The organism is Methylomonas sp. 2BW1-5-20 (genome assembly GCF_052474515.1).
On the sequence record NZ_CP184127.1, the window covers coordinates 2,623,883 to 2,639,537 of the forward strand.

Consider the following 15,655-nt stretch of genomic DNA (forward strand, 5'->3'; position numbering starts at 1 on the left):
TATGACGATGGATAACGACACCTTAATAGACCAAGCCCGCCGGCTTTATGCCGCATTACACGCCCGCCAAGTCAGGCCGCTAGCAGCAAACGACGGCAGGCTGCGGCATCGTCTGGAACGTTTGGTCAGTTGCGCCTATGTCCGTTACCAACGGCGTTTGAACCGGTGCATACTGTGTTACCAATACCGCAAACATGACTGCATTCGCGAGTCCGGGAAGAAACGAATTCCCTGCCAACAGCGTAATCCCTTTCGCCTGACTGCCTCGATTTAAACGGCAATATTTTGCTGTCCATCACCGGCCAATTTGTTTAGTATTGCGCCATGGACGACAGCGAATTTGCAAAACCCTAGCTGCGAAAACGGTGAAAATCGCAATCGGCGTCTAGCTTTTCCGCAATGAGTGACAAGGCAGGCAATTTAGCTTGGCAATCGGAATTTAAGCTTCCCGCGCAAACAATCTTGTGGGGCTGTTTTTTCCAGGTAGAGTGCCAGTGATGGGTTTGAAAAATCTAGCGCCAATAGAAGAACGGTATACGGGGTGGCTCATGATTTTTCAAATGCAATGGGACACGGCGATTCAACTTAACTGCCCAGTAACTCACGATGAATAATTTTATTCGATCCGTACTTGCAGAGGCGGAGCATAAACCGGAAAGACTTTTACAGATGTTAAGGGCCGTGCAGGCACAGTACCTGCATATTCCGAAAGCAGCTATCGAGCAATTGGCTACGGCCCTGCATATACCCCGCACGCAGATTATTGCCGTCGCGGAATTTTATAGCTTCTTGCACCTGACGCCGCAAGGCCGTTACGACATTCATATCAGCGATTCGATTACCGACCGGATGCTGGGTAAGGAAGCATTGCTGAACTATCTGGCGGAAAAACTGAAGGTCCAAGTCGGCCAAGTCCGTACAGACGGTCTGGTCAGTCTTAACAATACCTCTTGCACCGGCATGTGCGATCAAGGCCCAGCCGGTTTGATCAATGGCTACCCTTTAACCCGTCTGGATATTCCCAAAATAGACGCTATCGCCGATCTGATCGAACGGCAAGAACCGTTAAGTGCTTGGCCGGTCGAGTTCTTTGCGGTTACCGAGCAGATCCGCAAACCCGGCTTATTGCTGAACCAACCGTTCAATAACGGCGCGGCACTGGCGGCCACCTTTGCGCGCGGCCTGACGGAAACGCTGGAGGAAGTGGACTTATCCAATCTGCGCGGCCGCGGCGGCGCCGGTTTTAAAACCGCTTTGAAATGGCGCACCTGTTCCGTTCAAGCTGCTACTCCGCGCTACGTCATTTGTAACGCCGACGAAGGCGAACCCGGTACCTTTAAAGACCGGATGCTGCTTGATCTCTACGCCGACCAAATCTTTGAAGGCATGACTTTGTGCGCCGCGATTATCGGCTCGGACCAGGGTTTACTGTATCTCCGCGCCGAGTATTTATTTCTGCATGACAAATTACAGCGCATCTTGCAACTTCGCCGCGAACAGGGTTTGTTGGGGCAAAATATCCTGGGCCGAACAGGTTTTGATTTCGGCATCGAAATTCGCATGGGTGCCGGCGCCTATATTTGCGGCGAAGCGTCCGCGCAAATCGAATCCTTGGAAGGCAAGCCCGGCATACCCCGGGTTAAACCGCCGAACTCGGTGATCTGCGGCTATCAACGCAAACCCACCGTGGTCGATAACGTCGAGACTTTTTTCGCCGCCACCCACATCGCCATACAAGGCGGGCAATGGTTTGCCGGGGTCGGTACCCCCCAATCCACCGGCAGCAAACTGCTCAGCATCAGCGGCGACTGCACGCGGCCCGGCATTTACGAATACCCGTTCGGCACCCCTGTCGAGGATATTTTGCGGGACTGCGGCGCGGACGACGTCATGGGCGTGCAAGTGGGCGGGCCGTCCGGCACCTTTATTTCCAACCGGGAATTGCAACGGCGCGTGGCTTTCGAAGACCTGTCCACCGCCGGCTCATTTATGGTGTTCAACAGTAGCCGCAGCATTTTCGACATCGTGCAAAACTTTACCGATTTCTTTGCCCATGAAAGCTGCGGCTTTTGCACACCGTGCCGAGTCGGCACCACGCTATTGAAAAATCAGCTGCGGAAAATTGTCGAAGGCAACGGCGCCGCGGTCGATCTGGAAGAACTCAGCGAGATATGCCTGATCGTCAAAAACACCAGCCATTGCGGTCTAGGCGATTCCGCCGCCAATCCGATTTTAAGCACCTTGGCCAGCCATCCGGAGCTGTATCTGAAGCAATTAAAACAAAGCAGTTTTACACCGGGCTTTGATTTGGACGCTACCTTGGCCGTAGCCCGCCGCATGGCTCAGCGCGACGACGACGCGGCGCATTTATCGCAAGTGGAGAACTGACATGAGCGGCACCCTTTGCATCGACGGCATCGCCGTGCCGTTCAGCGATGGCCAAACCATTATCGAGGCCGCACGCACCGCCGGCGTGTACATTCCGTATCTGTGCCACCGGCCGGGTTACGCCCCTTACGGCAGTTGCAAACTGTGTACGGTCAAAGTCAACGGCCGCACCAACACCGCCTGCACTCTGCCGGCAGCCGACGGCCAAACCGTCATCAGCAACAGCCCAGACCTGCAACACGACCGCCAACGTATCACCCAGATGCTGTTTGTGGAAGGCAACCATTTCTGCCCATCCTGCGAAAAATCCGGCAATTGCCAGTTACAAGCCGTGGCCTACCATCAAAACATGCTGGATAACCACTACCCGCACTTTTATGCGAAGCGGGAACTCGACGCGTCGCACCCGGATATCTTGATCGACCACGACCGCTGCATTTTCTGTAATCTGTGCGTACGCGCCAGCAGGGATAAAGACGGCAAGGACGTATTCGGCATCGCCGGGCGCGGTATCCACAAACGCCTGATCGTCAACTCCCCTAGCGGCAAGTTGAAAGACAGCGATATTAGCGTCAACGATGAAGCCGCCCATGTCTGTCCAACCGGTGCGATCCTGGTGAAACGCAGTGCATACCTCGCACCAATTGGCGAACGAATTTACGACCATCATCCCATCAGCGATGTAGCCTGCGAAAAGGCGGTTCTGGAAACCGGCGCGGCAACAGGGTACCCAAGCTGCGATCAGACCAGGCTACCGCAGAACGGCGGGCCCGATTCCCACTACGCGGCAACCATGCCTCCCGCTCCGGATATCAAACATGGCCGCTAAGATTAAAATCGCCACCACCTCGCTGGCCGGCTGCTTCGGTTGCCATATGTCGTTTCTCGATATCGACGAACGCTTGTTGAAATTGGCGGACATCGTCGAATTCGACCGCTCGCCGCTGACCGACATCGAACATTGCGGACCGTGCGACATCGGCCTGATCGAAGGCGGCGTGTGCAATTCCGAAAACGTGCATGTGCTGCGCGAATTTCGCCACAACTGCAAAATTCTGGTGGCGGTCGGCGCCTGCGCGATCAACGGCGGCCTGCCGGCGCTGCGCAATTTTTTTAAGTTGGAAGATTGCCTGCTGGAAGCCTACCAAGACGGCATCGGCGTGGACAATCCACAGATACCCAACGATCCTGAATTGCCTTTATTGCTGGATAAGGTGCGGCCTGTCCACGAAATTGTGAAGATCGATTACTTTATGCCCGGCTGCCCGCCGTCCGCCGATGTGTTCTGGACCTACCTCAGCGCATTGATCGAGGGCCGCGACCCGACTTTACCTTATGAGTTGGTCCATTACGACTAACAGGGGAACGCTTGTGTACGAACACCTTGAAACGGCGGCCAATCCGCAAAACTTAAAACGGGTCGCCGTCGATCCGGTTTCCCGCGTCGAAGGCCACGGTAAAGTGACCCTACTGTTGGATGAGAACAATAAAGTCCAGCAAGCCCGCCTGCACATCGTCGAGTTTCGCGGTTTTGAAAAATTTATCCAGGGCCGCCCTTACTGGGAACTACCGGTGATGGTGCAGCGCTTGTGCGGCATCTGCCCGGTCAGCCACCATCTAGCCGCGGCCAAGGCTATCGACCAGTTGGTCGGCGTCGATCCGGTCAATCTGCCGCCGGCAGCGGATAAATTGCGCCGCTTGCTGCATTTCGGTCAGGTCTTGCAATCGCATGCTTTGCATTTCTTCCACCTGTCTAGTCCGGATTTGCTGTTTGGTTTTGAAAGTGAGATTGGCAAGCGCAGTATTGTCGCGGTGTTGGCCAACTATCCTGACATTGGCTTGCAAGGCGTGAAGTTGCGCAAATACGGCCAGGAAGTGATCCGCATGGTCTCCGGCAAGCGGATCCACGGCACCGGGGCGATTCCCGGCGGCATGAACAAAGCCTTAAGCAAAGCAGAGCGCGACTATTTGAAACAAGACATCGCCCAAATCGTGACTTGGGCGCAAGCCGCTTTGCAACTGGTCACAAAAGTCCACACCTCCCACCTGCCCTATTACGACGACTTCGCCACCATCCGCAGCAATTACCTGAGTTTGATCAAGCCCAACGGCGCGCTGGAGCTTTATCACGGCGGCATCCGCGTGAAAGACGAACAAGGCGAATCCCTGGTCGACCATTACGATTATTGCGATTACCCGGCACTGATCCGCGAAGAAGTGCGTTCCTGGACCTATATGAAATTTCCTTACCTGACTTCGCTGGGCAAAGCCGATGGCTGGTATCGGGTGGGACCGTTGGCGCGGGTCAACAACTGCGATTTTATCGACACACCGCTGGCGGAAACCGCTCGCGTCGAGTTCAAGCAGCGCAGCGGTGAAGCGATGGTGCATAGCACCCTAGCTTTCCATTGGGCGCGAATGATCGAATTGCTACATTGCGCGGAAAGCATCCAAGCCTTATTGGATGATGCCGATTTATTGAGTAACGACCTGGTCGCTAAGGGCGAAAAACGCTATGAAGGCATTGGCGTCATCGAAGCACCGCGCGGTACGTTGTTTCATCATTATCAAATCGACGAAAACGACATCGTCACCAAAGCCAATCTGATCGTCTCGACCACCAGTAACAACACGGCGATGAACGAATCGGTACGGCAAGTCGCGACGGAATATCTGTCGGGTCACGAATTGACCGAACCGTTGCTCAATAACCTGGAAGTGGCAATCCGCGCCTACGACCCTTGCCTATCCTGCGCCACACATGCGGTGGGCAAAATGCCGTTGCAGTTGGAACTGGTCGATGCCAAAGGCAAACTGGTGGATAAACTGATTCGGCATAGCAACGGCGAATTTATCCACGGTAGCGAATGAGCAAACCCGTCCTGGTGTTCGGTTACGGCAACCCCAGCCGTGGCGATGATGCCGTTGGTCCATTAGTATTGGACTATCTCGCCGAACATCTCGACCTGACCCGTATCGAATTACTCAGCGACTTTCAATTGCAAATCGAACACGCACTGGATTTGCAAAATCGCGAGTTAGTGGTGTTTGTCGATGCCTCGGTGGATTGCCCTAACCGCTTCGCATTTACTCCACTTACCGCAGCCCAGGACCAGAGCTACAGCAGTCATGCCCTAAGCCCGGCGGCACTGTTACAGGTCTATCAAACCATCTGCAAGCAGCCGTTACCGCCCTGCTTTTTATTAAGCATCCAAGCCGAAGCCTTCGAACTGGGTACGGGGTTAAGCGAACGCTGCGCGGACAATTTAGAACAGGCTTGTCGATATATGGAACAGTTTCTGAGTCAACCAAACTCCCGTGTCATTTGAGCCGGAAACATTAATCGTAAATGGCCTTATGACGCGGTAAGCGACGCGCTAACATTATGAGAAGCTTTCATGCGCTTAAGAGCGCTTAAGTGCGTTATACTCCTGCCGTGGTCGATGAAAAGCTTATTCCATGGATATAGTTGCGCGGCCAATTCTTTTAGATAATTATCAATAAAATCAATTTTTAACAGGATACTCTAATGTTGGCAGCCTTGGATTTGGTGTTTAGGGGATACCAACTTTCAGTGCTTGTAAGAGTTGGGAATTTAGACTCTGCATCGGGCTTTAATTTTGTATGAAATGCAAGGAATGTGATTACGAAATTCAAGGCAGTCCTGCAAAATGTCCGTATTGCGGTGCAAACATCAAAAAATCCAGTCTTTTGATAATACTGGGTTTTATCGTATTAAGTGCATTTTTAGCTTTTCTTTACTTGTGGCTCACTAACGCCTCAGTCCATGATTTTCAACAGCCGCCTACTCATACTGCCGAACGTGGAAAACAGGAGTCGCTAAGAAATTTGATTCAAGGCTATATCGCCGATGGTATTCTGTTGAAGGTCGAGAAAGGTCCGTCAAAGCCTATTGTTTATATTACTCCTTTGTTCGGATCATTAACTGCAAGCGAGAAGCACGTGATTCTAGAAGTGGTTCTGACCTACTTCAAGAATGACGACATATCTATTGACTCAATAGACCTTTATGAATCACAGACAGAAAGGCCAATTGGTCATTTCGATGGCGAAAAATTATCTCAAAATTGAATGCCGGCGATTGATGGGCTCGCAGATCCATAATCTGGCTGGCTTAACGACCGATCAAATCAAGTAGTAACGCCGCCCAATGCATGGAGTGGGAAAGTACTCATCTCATCTAAGGATGACATCCATGTGTTGGAGTTGCTTGACCGAATCACCGACTATGCCTTGCCGCTTTTTCCTTGCCGAATTGATACTGGTGTGTAATGTCTGGGAGTTCCTGTTATAGGATTTTTACTATTTCTCTTTTCTTTTTTTAAAAAAGGGATATAATTGTCGATTCGAGTATGTTGCAGTAACAAAGCGCATTAATAGTGTAGGGAGATAGTATGCTTATCTTGACTCGTAGAGTGGGAGAGACCTTGATGATTGGTGACGATGTGACTGTTACAGTTCTCGGGGTAAAAGGGAATCAGGTTAGGATTGGTGTGAACGCACCAAAAGATATATCGGTACATAGGGAAGAAATCTACGAGAGAATTAAAAAAGAACAGTCTGAAGCAGGGAGCACTGAAGGCTGAGCAAGTTATAGGAGAGATGGCCGAGAGGCCGAAGGCGCTCCCCTGCTAAGGGAGTATGTGCCAAAAGCGCATCGAGGGTTCGAATCCCTCTCTCTCCGCCAACAAATAAAAGCCATTGATTGCAAAATGGTCTTAGCGAAAGGCCTCTTGTTTAGCAAATTTGTTACACAAGAGGCTTTTTTATGGGAACAACACCCTGACTTGTTAGACGAACAATACGCCTTTTATTTCCATGTTCGCGTCCCCGCGAAACTTCAAGTCTCTTTTGATGCTCGGAAAATCATCCGAAGCCGGCAAATAAAAATCCTGAAAAAGCGACTTACCAAGCGCTAAAACTTGCCAGGAATTTCAAAGGGTTGTTGCTCGATCCAAAAAGCTAGCGCGACGAACAACTGATTTGCCGATGCCATAGACCGACAAACCAATCACAAAAGAAAGTCAGCAAGTTGAAGCGAAGCAATCGCCGGCTGTTGTTTCTGTTCCCAAGCAAATATCAATCCCAATGCGGGAAGCTCCGGAATCGCCGCTGTTATCAGTCGTCATTGGTGAATTTCCAGAAAGATACAACCGGAAATCATCTATTCATTCCGTTACCCAGCCAAGAACCCGCCGCAGCACCTATGCCTGCCGCCAGAGGATCGCCGCCCCCCATTTCGTAACCCAGCGCACTGCCAACCAAGCCGCCAACCAAGCCCTGAGGAGAGCGTTGATCGTAATAGCCATACCTTGCAGGAGGCGGCGGCGCGTAGTAGCGCCGCTCCACCGGCACATATTCAACAACTCTCTCAGGGACATAAACCCGTTCTACGCTGTAAGCAGGATAGCCATGATGATGCCGGTGATGGTGATGATGATGATGTTCACCCCAATCACCATCAGCCAGCGCAACAGATACAATCGACAGACTCAGTAAGATAATTTTTGCCATTCTGAACATGTAAACTCCCTCTATGGAAAAGATTCAGTTGCGGCAAATTCTAAAGAGGATCGCTTAAAACAGAATTAAGCGCTGATTATGATTGGATTAAACCAGGCGAACCGCCGATTGCCGGGTGAAGGAGAGATTTTTATTCAAACCACGAAAAAAGACGCCAATAACATTTCCGCTTTTGGGCAAACCGGGCGAGCGATTATTGCGCTGACTTAAGCATAGTCGGCTTCAAGGCCCTATCTTTGGCCGAACGACCGGAAAAGCCTTAGTCAACTAACAACGCCAAGCGGCGCAATGCGTATGAGCAATCCGGCGTCACCAGGGCCGCGCAGGCTTCTTCGCCCACATCCAGTTCATGGACTTGCCAGGCGTGCGCAGGACCATATTCGGCCGGAATGTCTAACAATTTTCCACCGCCAACCAATTCAAACTCGCAGCGTTCCACACCCAACACGATACCCCGCCCAACCGCCTTGACGAAGGCTTCCTTCTTGGTCCACAACCGGTAAAAGGCCGGACCTTGCTGTGCCGGCGGCAACTGACACCAGCCCTGATACTCCTTTGCGGAAAAACACCGTTCCGCCAATTGAGCTAAATCGCGTTTTGGCTTGCTGATCTCAATGTCGATACCGATGTCGGCAATATTGCCAACGGCCATCACTAGAGTATCGGCGCTGTGGGAGAGATTGAAATGCAAATGGCCTCCGCTCAAGGCCGGCTTGCCGTGTTGGCCGATATCAAATCTTAAGCCAACCGGGTCAACATCCAGATAGCCTGCCAGGGTTTGCCGCAACAACCCGCGTACGGCGATGTAGCGATTGCGCAATAAAGGGAATTTAAACGACTCCGCCTTGAGTTTTTCATCGCCGGACAGCAACCTCATGAAACTTTGCAGTTTCCGTTCCGGCACTTTCAATTGCCCGTGGTAGACATCGATAAAATTCGGGCTCATTGGCCAGCCTTATATAGCCCCATCAGCTTCTCCAGCAGCAATACGGACACTATGAATTACGGAGATTGGTAAAACTGCGGCCACACAGCGCCAAAGGGAGTAACGAAAGCACCGGCTCTCGAACCGACATTAGATTAACCGTCGCGTCAGCGACACAACACCACCAAATTTAACGGCGGGTAATGACCAACTAACCTAATTTAGCCCTCACCCACTCCGGCACCGCCGCCAAAGCCGCCGGCAATCCGACAGGATCATTGCCACCGGCTTGCGCCATATCCGGCCTACCACCGCCTTTACCGCCGACTTGGGTGGCGACAAAATTCACCAATTCCCCGGCTTTGACTTTATCCATCGCATCTTTCGACACACTGGCGATCAGACTAACTTTATCGCCGCTGACGGCCGCCAATACCAATGCCGCGCTGCCCAGCTTGTTTTTCAACTGGTCGGCCAAGTCGCGCAGGGCTTTCGGATCGACATCGTCGAGTTTCACGGCCAACACTTTCACACCGTTAACATCGACGGCCTGGTTGGTCATTTCGTCGCCGGCCGAGCTAGCCAGTTTGGCTTTGAGTTTTTCCAGTTCTTTTTCCAGGCCGCGAGTTTTTTCCAGCAATTGATGGACTTTATCGGCGGCTTTATCCGGTGCGGATTTCAGCAAGCCGGCGACGCTGAGTAAGGCTTTCTCGCGTTGATCGATCCAATCCAATGCGCCTTGACCGGTGACGGCTTCCAGACGTCTGACGCCGGCGGCGACGCCGGTTTCTCCGACGATTTTGAACAAACCGATGTCGCCGGCTCTATCGACATGCGTACCGCCGCAGAGCTCGGTGGAGAACTCGCCGATTTTCAATACCCGCACTTCGTCGCCGTATTTCTCGCCGAACAAGGCCATCGCCCCGGCTTTCACCGCATCATCTTTGGCCATGATTTCGGCGGCTACCGGGTTGTTCAAACGGATTTGTTCGTTAACCAAGCGTTCGACGGTGGCGATTTCCGTTGGCGTCATCGGTTCAAAATGCGAGAAATCGAAACGCAAGCGCTCGGCATTCACTTGCGAACCTTTCTGCGCGACATGTTCACCCAAGGTCGCCCGCAACGCGGCATGCAATAAATGCGTGGCTGAATGGTTGCGTTCGGTAGCTTTGCGAATCTCGGCATCGACGCTGACTTCGCAAGCCTGACCTTCGCTGAGCGTGCCACGCAGCACTTTACCTTTGTGCAGGAACAATTTACCGCCCTGCTTCTGGGTATCGTGCACTTCGAAAACCGCGTCGCCGCATTCGATGCGGCCGGTGTCGCCGACTTGACCGCCGGACTCCGCATAGAATGGGGTCTGATCTAAAATCACCACGCCTTCGTCGCCGGCTTCCAAAGCATCGACCGGCTGACCTTGCTTGAACAAGCCCAGAATTTGCACCGAACCATCCAGATGGAAATAGCCGGTAAATTCGGTGCTGCTATCGTGTTTGATGTCTTGATCATAATCGGCTGCAAAACTACCGCCGGCTCGGGCACGATCGCGTTGCGCCGCCATTTCCACTTCAAAGCCGGCGTGATCGACGCTGAGCTTATGTTCGCGGGCAAAATCGGCAGTCAAATCCACCGGGAAGCCATAAGTGTCGTACAACAAGAACACCACGTCGCCGGGGATGACGTGACCATCCAATTTGGCGACACAGGCTTCCAGGATCTTCATGCCCTGTTCCAGCGTTTCCGCGAAGCGCTCTTCTTCTTTTTTCAATACACGCTCTACTTGCTCCTGAGCTTTGGCCAATTCCGGATATGCAGCGCCCATCTCGGCGACTAACGGTGCGACCAGTTTGTAGAAGAACGTATCTTGAATGCCTAAGCGATAACCATGACGGATCGCCCGGCGCACGATGCGGCGCAACACATAGCCTCGGCCTTCGTTGGACGGCAACACGCCATCAGCCACCAGGAAGGCGCAAGAACGAATATGATCGGCGATCACGCGCAGCGAACTATTCGCCAAATCGGTGGTGCCGGCCAATTGCGCGGCGACTTTTAACAGGTTTTGGAACAGGTCGATTTCGTAGTTGCTGTGTACGCCTTGCATCACCGCCGAAATCCGTTCCAAGCCCATGCCGGTATCGACCGATGGCGCCGGCAACGGGGTCAGGTTGCCGTCCTTGTCGCGGTCGTATTGCATGAACACCAAGTTCCAAATTTCGATATAACGGTCGCCATCTTCGTCCGGGCTGCCGGGAGGGCCGCCGGCCACATGTTCGCCGTGGTCGTAGAAAATCTCGGTGCAAGGACCGCAAGGCCCTACATCGCCCATCGACCAAAAATTATCCTTGGCGCCGATCCGCGAGAAGCGTTTCGGATCGTGTTTGATATCTTCCAGCCAGATGGCTTCGGCCTCGGAATCTTCATCAAACACCGTGACCCACAGTTTTTCCTTAGGGATACCCAATTCCTTGGTCAAAAAATCCCAGGCAAAATGAATCGCATCGCGTTTGAAATAATCGCCGAAGCTGAAATTACCCAGCATTTCGAAAAAGGTATGATGCCGCGCGGTGTAGCCGACATTTTCCAAATCGTTGTGCTTACCGCCTGCCCGCACGCAACGCTGACTGGTCGCGGCGCGGGTGAAATCGAGCTTTTCTCGACCCAGAAACACATCCTTGAACTGCACCATCCCTGCATTGGTAAACAACAGGGTCGGGTCGTTGCCCGGCACCAATGAGCTGGACGGCTGCACGGCGTGGCCTTGTTGACGAAAGAATTCCAAAAAGGCGGTCCGCAATTCGGAGCTGGTCATTATTTTCATTGTGCTTACTTCGGTGGTTTTTATTCCGTTACAAATACGTGGCCTTGATTAACTTGAAGCCACTTGTCGAATCATCCTAAAGCTATTCCGGGCCTTAGCATTAAGTCGACCTATTTAATTTTATTTTCAGTTCGGCAAACAAGCGCTTGATCATCTCGCCGCTGAAACCGCGTTGCTGCAAGAAGCGACTGCGTTTTAACCATTCGTTTTGGGTCAGCGATTTACCATCGCCGTATTTTCCCAAATACACATCAAGCAACAAGTTCTGCCAACCGCCCTGCTCTTCGGCTTGCAAATCTAGTTCGGCATCGTTGATACCGCGCTGTTGCAACTCGTAGCGTATACGTATCGGCCCATAGCCATTTTGGATACGCTGACGCACATAACATTCAGTGTAGCGTTCGTCGTTCTGCCAATTCTGTTCGGCCATCCCATCAATGACCGGTTCAACTTCGTCGCGATTAAAGCCGCGTAGTGCCAATTTATCCAGCAACTCCCGCCGACTATGTTCGCGGCGGGCCAATAATCTTAGGCAGACTGCTTCGATCTGTTGCCGGCGCTCAATCGCCGTCGACAAACTCGGCGTCGTCGTCTTCATGCACTGCTGCCGGCGCTGTGGCTAATTTGGCGAAGGCTTTCTCGCGTATCGCTTTTTCCAGTTCGGCGGCTTTGTCAGGATTATCGCGTAAAAATTGCTTGGCGTTGTCCTTGCCCTGACCGATCTTCTCGTTGTTGTAGGCATACCAGGATCCGGACTTTTGTACAAAACCAAACTCCACACCCAAATCCACTAACTCGCCGAAGAAGGACACGCCTTCGCCATAGAGAATCTCGAAATCGGCTTGTTTGAACGGCGGCGCGACTTTGTTTTTAACGACTTTGACGCGAGTTTCGTTGCCGATTACCTCGTCACCTTTCTTGATCGAGCCGATGCGGCGAATATCCAAACGCACCGACGCGTAAAACTTCAGGGCATTGCCGCCGGTGGTGGTTTCCGGATTGCCGAACATCACCCCTATTTTCATCCGCAACTGGTTGATGAATACCACCAGGGTGTTGGAGCGTTTGATATTGGCAGTCAGCTTACGCAAGGCTTGCGACATCAAGCGCGCTTGCAAGCCCATATGCGAATCGCCCATATCGCCTTCGATTTCAGCTTTGGGGGTCAAGGCCGCGACCGAGTCGATGACCACGATGTCGACCGCACCGGAGCGCACCAACATATCGGTAATCTCCAGAGCCTGCTCGCCGGTATCCGGCTGCGACACCAATAAGTCGTCGATATTCACACCGATCTTTTGCGCATAGATAGGGTCCAGCGCGTGCTCGGCATCGACGAACGCCGCCGTGCCGCCCAGTTTTTGCATTTGGGCGATGGTTTGCAGCGTTAACGTGGTTTTACCAGACGACTCCGGCCCATAGATTTCGATGATCCGGCCGCGCGGCAAACCGCCCACGCCGAGGGCAATATCCAAGGACAGCGAACCGGTAGACACCACTTCGATGTCGCGGCTGGCAGCGACGTCGCCCATCCGCATCACGGAGCCCTTGCCGAATTGTTTCTCGATCTGCATTAAGGCGGCGCCCAGCGCCTTTTTTTTGTTTTCGTCCATTTTGGTACCTGCTGTTGTCTGGCCGGTGAAAGCGGCGCATTATCCCATAGACCCTGGCCTTGAAACAGTTTTAATCTCTGTACGAAGCTTAGAAAAAACCTGCGGCAAGCTGCGGATTAAACGGGAAATACAAGTGCAGATAGGAGGCTTGCAGGGCACCCTGACGGAAAAAGCCTTCACCGTGCCCAAAGCTGCGTTGCGCGGTTGAGGTAGCCAAGGGCTGCAGCGCGGTTTCCAGCGTGGAAAAATGAAAGCTGTGGCCGCGAATCTCGCCCTGCTCCAATTGCAGGCTATGCATACCCAGGTTAGCTAACCTAGTTTGCATGGCGGCGCTACCGGATAACAAGCCTACCATCGCCGCTCGATGGCCTTCCTTGTCGGCCAGGCTATCCAGCAAATACAAAAAGCCACCGCATTCGGCATAGATGGCTTTGCCGGCCCGATGATGCGCGCTTAAAGCCTGCTTCATCGCTGTGTTGTCTGCCAAAGCTTGCAGATGCTGTTCCGGGTATCCGCCAGGTAAATAAACGCTGTCGGCCTCCGGTAAACTGCGGTCTAACAATGGGGAGAAATATACCAGTTCGGCCCCCATCGCTCGCAAACAATCCAGATTGGCTTGATAGATAAACGAAAACGCCGCGTCGCGCGCCACCGCAATACGTTTTCCCGCCAGCAATCGCGGCGGCGGATTGTTGGAAACGTTGGCAAACCCAACTGGAGCCGGCAACACGCAGGGCGTAAAGCTGTTGACTAATTCCGCGGCTCGGGCCAACCGGGTATCCAGGTCGCCGATTTCATCGGCTTGCAGCAAGCCCAAATGCCGGGATGGCAAGCCGACGGCTTCGTCGCGGCTCATTGCCGCCAATAAAGGCATGTCCGCCGGCAAAGCCTCCAGCAACAATCTCGCATGCCCAGAGCTGCCTACTTTATTGGCGATCACGCCGGCAAACGCTAGCTGCGGCCGATAGTGGGCCAGGCCGAATGCAACTGCAGCAAAGGTTTGCGCCATGCCTTGCGCATCGATCACCGCCGCCACCGGCACCGCCAAGGCCAGAGCCAGATCGGCGCTACTGCTGTCGCCATCGAACAAACCCATCACCCCTTCGATCAAGATCAAATCAGCTTCGCCGGCGGCGCGATACAACAATTCGCGGCAATGCGCCTCGCCCATCATCCATAAATCGAGCTGGTAAACAGGCTGTCCGCAAGCGAAAGTCAAAATCTGCGGATCGATGAAATCCGGGCCGGTTTTGAATACCCGCACCCGACGGCCTTGCTGCCTATGGTAATAAGCCAGCGCGGCGGTAACGGTGGTCTTGCCCTGCCCGGAAGCCGGAGCGCTGATCAATATGGCCGGACAACTGCGCGGTTCGCCAGCTTCGACTGGAACGGAGGAAACGTTCAAAATTTCAGTCCTTTTGGTAAATCCACATTTGAAAAATGCTGATTAGTATTTACAAGCCCGTCGGCGCGCAGATTTGCACGACCACATAGGCAAATTAATTTGGGTACAAGCCATGACTCCAGTCGAGCGTGACGCATGAGCCAAACCGCAGCCACGTCAACCTGACGACACAAGACGGAATACGCGGATTGGAAAAATGAAATATTGATCTCTGTAATGTTCACGGAAAAATCATACCGGCATTTTAATTTTTTATCGCATAATCGGCCCCGGTTAAGCGCTAACGGCTTCATGCCATGATCGGGAGCAAGAATTGGTTTTGCATTGATCGCGCCCCGTTAGATTTATGCCTTATCGGCAAAATGGCAATGAAACTATCCCCAACGATTCAAGTCATTGGGACACCCACCACTGTAGGAGAAAACATGCGTACTTTAGTCATCTCATTATTCGCCGCCGCTGCTTTTAGCGGCAGTTTCTCGACGGCACAAGCCGAAGAAGCCGGCAACGTGACGATACCCGATAAAGTTCGGGCCAACATCTTGAAAAGACATCCGCAGGCGCAAGACCTTAAAGCCAGTCACGAAACCCATTTTGGTCAACAACTGTTGGAAGTGAGCTTCAAGGATACCGAGGACGAACTGAAACACGAACTGTTTAGAACCGACGGCGCCTTGTTTGCGAATGAAATATTGTTGGCAAACGGGCTGGAAATATCGCCCGACGTCACCAAAGTATTGGCAGATAACTTTGCCGGCTATCGTCTGGAAAAGGCAGAGCTGGTAATCAATCCGAATGGCGTCGGCGAAGAGTACGAATTGTTTATTGAGGTCGCCGGTAACAAATTAAAGGTTTCGGTCAACGATAAAGGCCGTATCACGGCTAAAGATAAGTATTGATCGCCGGCCAGTGCCGATAAAACAGGCGAGATAAATTTTCGACCAGTCCGCGGAGCTACC

15 protein-coding genes and 1 tRNA gene are annotated in these 15,655 nt (G+C 52.7%); 10 read left to right on the forward strand and 6 right to left on the reverse strand.

Annotation, left to right across the window (positions count from 1 at the left end; translation table 11 throughout):
- The first annotated feature begins 7 nt into the window (after positions 1 to 7).
- The 9 genes from ACH50O_RS12025 to ACH50O_RS12065 all read left to right on the forward strand — a co-directional run bounded on the left by ACH50O_RS12025 (position 8) and on the right by ACH50O_RS12065 (position 7,096).
- Entirely contained in the window at positions 8 to 274 is a 267-nt protein-coding gene (locus ACH50O_RS12025; RefSeq protein WP_446808036.1) for a hypothetical protein, read from the forward strand.
- A gap of 332 nt (positions 275 to 606) precedes the next feature.
- The gene (locus tag ACH50O_RS12030; protein WP_446808037.1) at positions 607 to 2,388 is read left to right on the forward strand and encodes an NAD(P)H-dependent oxidoreductase subunit E; all 1,782 of its coding nucleotides are present in this window, start codon (positions 607 to 609) and stop codon (positions 2,386 to 2,388) included.
- 1 nt (position 2,389) lies between these two features.
- Positions 2,390 to 3,217, forward strand: coding sequence for a 2Fe-2S iron-sulfur cluster-binding protein (locus ACH50O_RS12035; RefSeq protein WP_446808038.1), 828 nt, complete (start codon positions 2,390 to 2,392; stop codon positions 3,215 to 3,217).
- Positions 3,207 to 3,746, forward strand: a complete 540-nt coding sequence (locus ACH50O_RS12040) for an NADP oxidoreductase (protein ID WP_446808039.1) — start codon at positions 3,207 to 3,209, stop codon at positions 3,744 to 3,746. Before ACH50O_RS12035 ends, ACH50O_RS12040 begins: the two co-directional genes overlap by 11 nt.
- A gap of 13 nt (positions 3,747 to 3,759) precedes the next feature.
- The gene (locus tag ACH50O_RS12045) at positions 3,760 to 5,259 is read left to right on the forward strand and encodes a Ni/Fe hydrogenase subunit alpha (protein ID WP_446808040.1); all 1,500 of its coding nucleotides are present in this window, start codon (positions 3,760 to 3,762) and stop codon (positions 5,257 to 5,259) included.
- Positions 5,256 to 5,717, forward strand: a complete 462-nt coding sequence (locus ACH50O_RS12050; protein WP_446808041.1) for a hydrogenase maturation protease — start codon at positions 5,256 to 5,258, stop codon at positions 5,715 to 5,717. Before ACH50O_RS12045 ends, ACH50O_RS12050 begins: the two co-directional genes overlap by 4 nt.
- A gap of 295 nt (positions 5,718 to 6,012) precedes the next feature.
- The gene (locus ACH50O_RS12055) at positions 6,013 to 6,480 is read left to right on the forward strand and encodes a hypothetical protein (protein ID WP_446808042.1); all 468 of its coding nucleotides are present in this window, start codon (positions 6,013 to 6,015) and stop codon (positions 6,478 to 6,480) included.
- A 323-nt stretch (positions 6,481 to 6,803) separates the two neighbouring features.
- The gene (gene csrA / locus ACH50O_RS12060; RefSeq protein WP_020482891.1) at positions 6,804 to 6,995 is read left to right on the forward strand and encodes a carbon storage regulator CsrA; all 192 of its coding nucleotides are present in this window, start codon (positions 6,804 to 6,806) and stop codon (positions 6,993 to 6,995) included.
- Between the two features lie 10 nt (positions 6,996 to 7,005).
- A tRNA-Ser gene (locus tag ACH50O_RS12065) sits at positions 7,006 to 7,096 on the forward strand.
- A gap of 473 nt (positions 7,097 to 7,569) precedes the next feature.
- Here the strand turns inward: ACH50O_RS12065 and ACH50O_RS12070 are convergent.
- The 6 genes from ACH50O_RS12070 to ACH50O_RS12095 form a co-directional block, all read right to left on the reverse strand.
- Positions 7,570 to 7,932, reverse strand: coding sequence for a hypothetical protein (locus ACH50O_RS12070; RefSeq protein WP_446808043.1), 363 nt, complete (start codon positions 7,930 to 7,932; stop codon positions 7,570 to 7,572).
- Positions 7,933 to 8,191: 259 nt separating this feature from the next.
- On the reverse strand, positions 8,192 to 8,878 hold the full coding sequence (locus ACH50O_RS12075; protein WP_446808044.1) for a 4'-phosphopantetheinyl transferase family protein: 687 nt from the start codon (positions 8,876 to 8,878) through the stop codon (positions 8,192 to 8,194).
- A 190-nt stretch (positions 8,879 to 9,068) separates the two neighbouring features.
- Positions 9,069 to 11,678, reverse strand: coding sequence for an alanine--tRNA ligase (gene alaS / locus ACH50O_RS12080; RefSeq protein ID WP_446808045.1), 2,610 nt, complete (start codon positions 11,676 to 11,678; stop codon positions 9,069 to 9,071).
- 100 nt (positions 11,679 to 11,778) lie between these two features.
- Positions 11,779 to 12,276 carry a regulatory protein RecX gene (locus tag ACH50O_RS12085; protein ID WP_446808046.1) on the reverse strand — a complete coding sequence of 166 codons (498 nt, stop codon included), beginning with the start codon at positions 12,274 to 12,276 and terminating at the stop codon, positions 11,779 to 11,781.
- A complete protein-coding gene (gene recA / locus ACH50O_RS12090) occupies positions 12,239 to 13,291 on the reverse strand; it encodes a recombinase RecA (RefSeq protein ID WP_446808047.1) in 1,053 nt (350 codons plus the stop codon). Before recA ends, ACH50O_RS12085 begins: the two co-directional genes overlap by 38 nt.
- A gap of 88 nt (positions 13,292 to 13,379) precedes the next feature.
- Positions 13,380 to 14,696: a cobyrinate a,c-diamide synthase gene (locus tag ACH50O_RS12095; protein WP_446808048.1), complete on the reverse strand. Its 1,317-nt coding sequence runs from the start codon at positions 14,694 to 14,696 to the stop codon at positions 13,380 to 13,382.
- 425 nt (positions 14,697 to 15,121) lie between these two features.
- Here ACH50O_RS12095 and ACH50O_RS12100 point away from each other — a divergent pair, with 425 nt between their 5' ends.
- On the forward strand, positions 15,122 to 15,595 hold the full coding sequence (locus ACH50O_RS12100; protein ID WP_446808049.1) for a hypothetical protein: 474 nt from the start codon (positions 15,122 to 15,124) through the stop codon (positions 15,593 to 15,595).
- Positions 15,596 to 15,655: the final 60 nt, after the last annotated feature.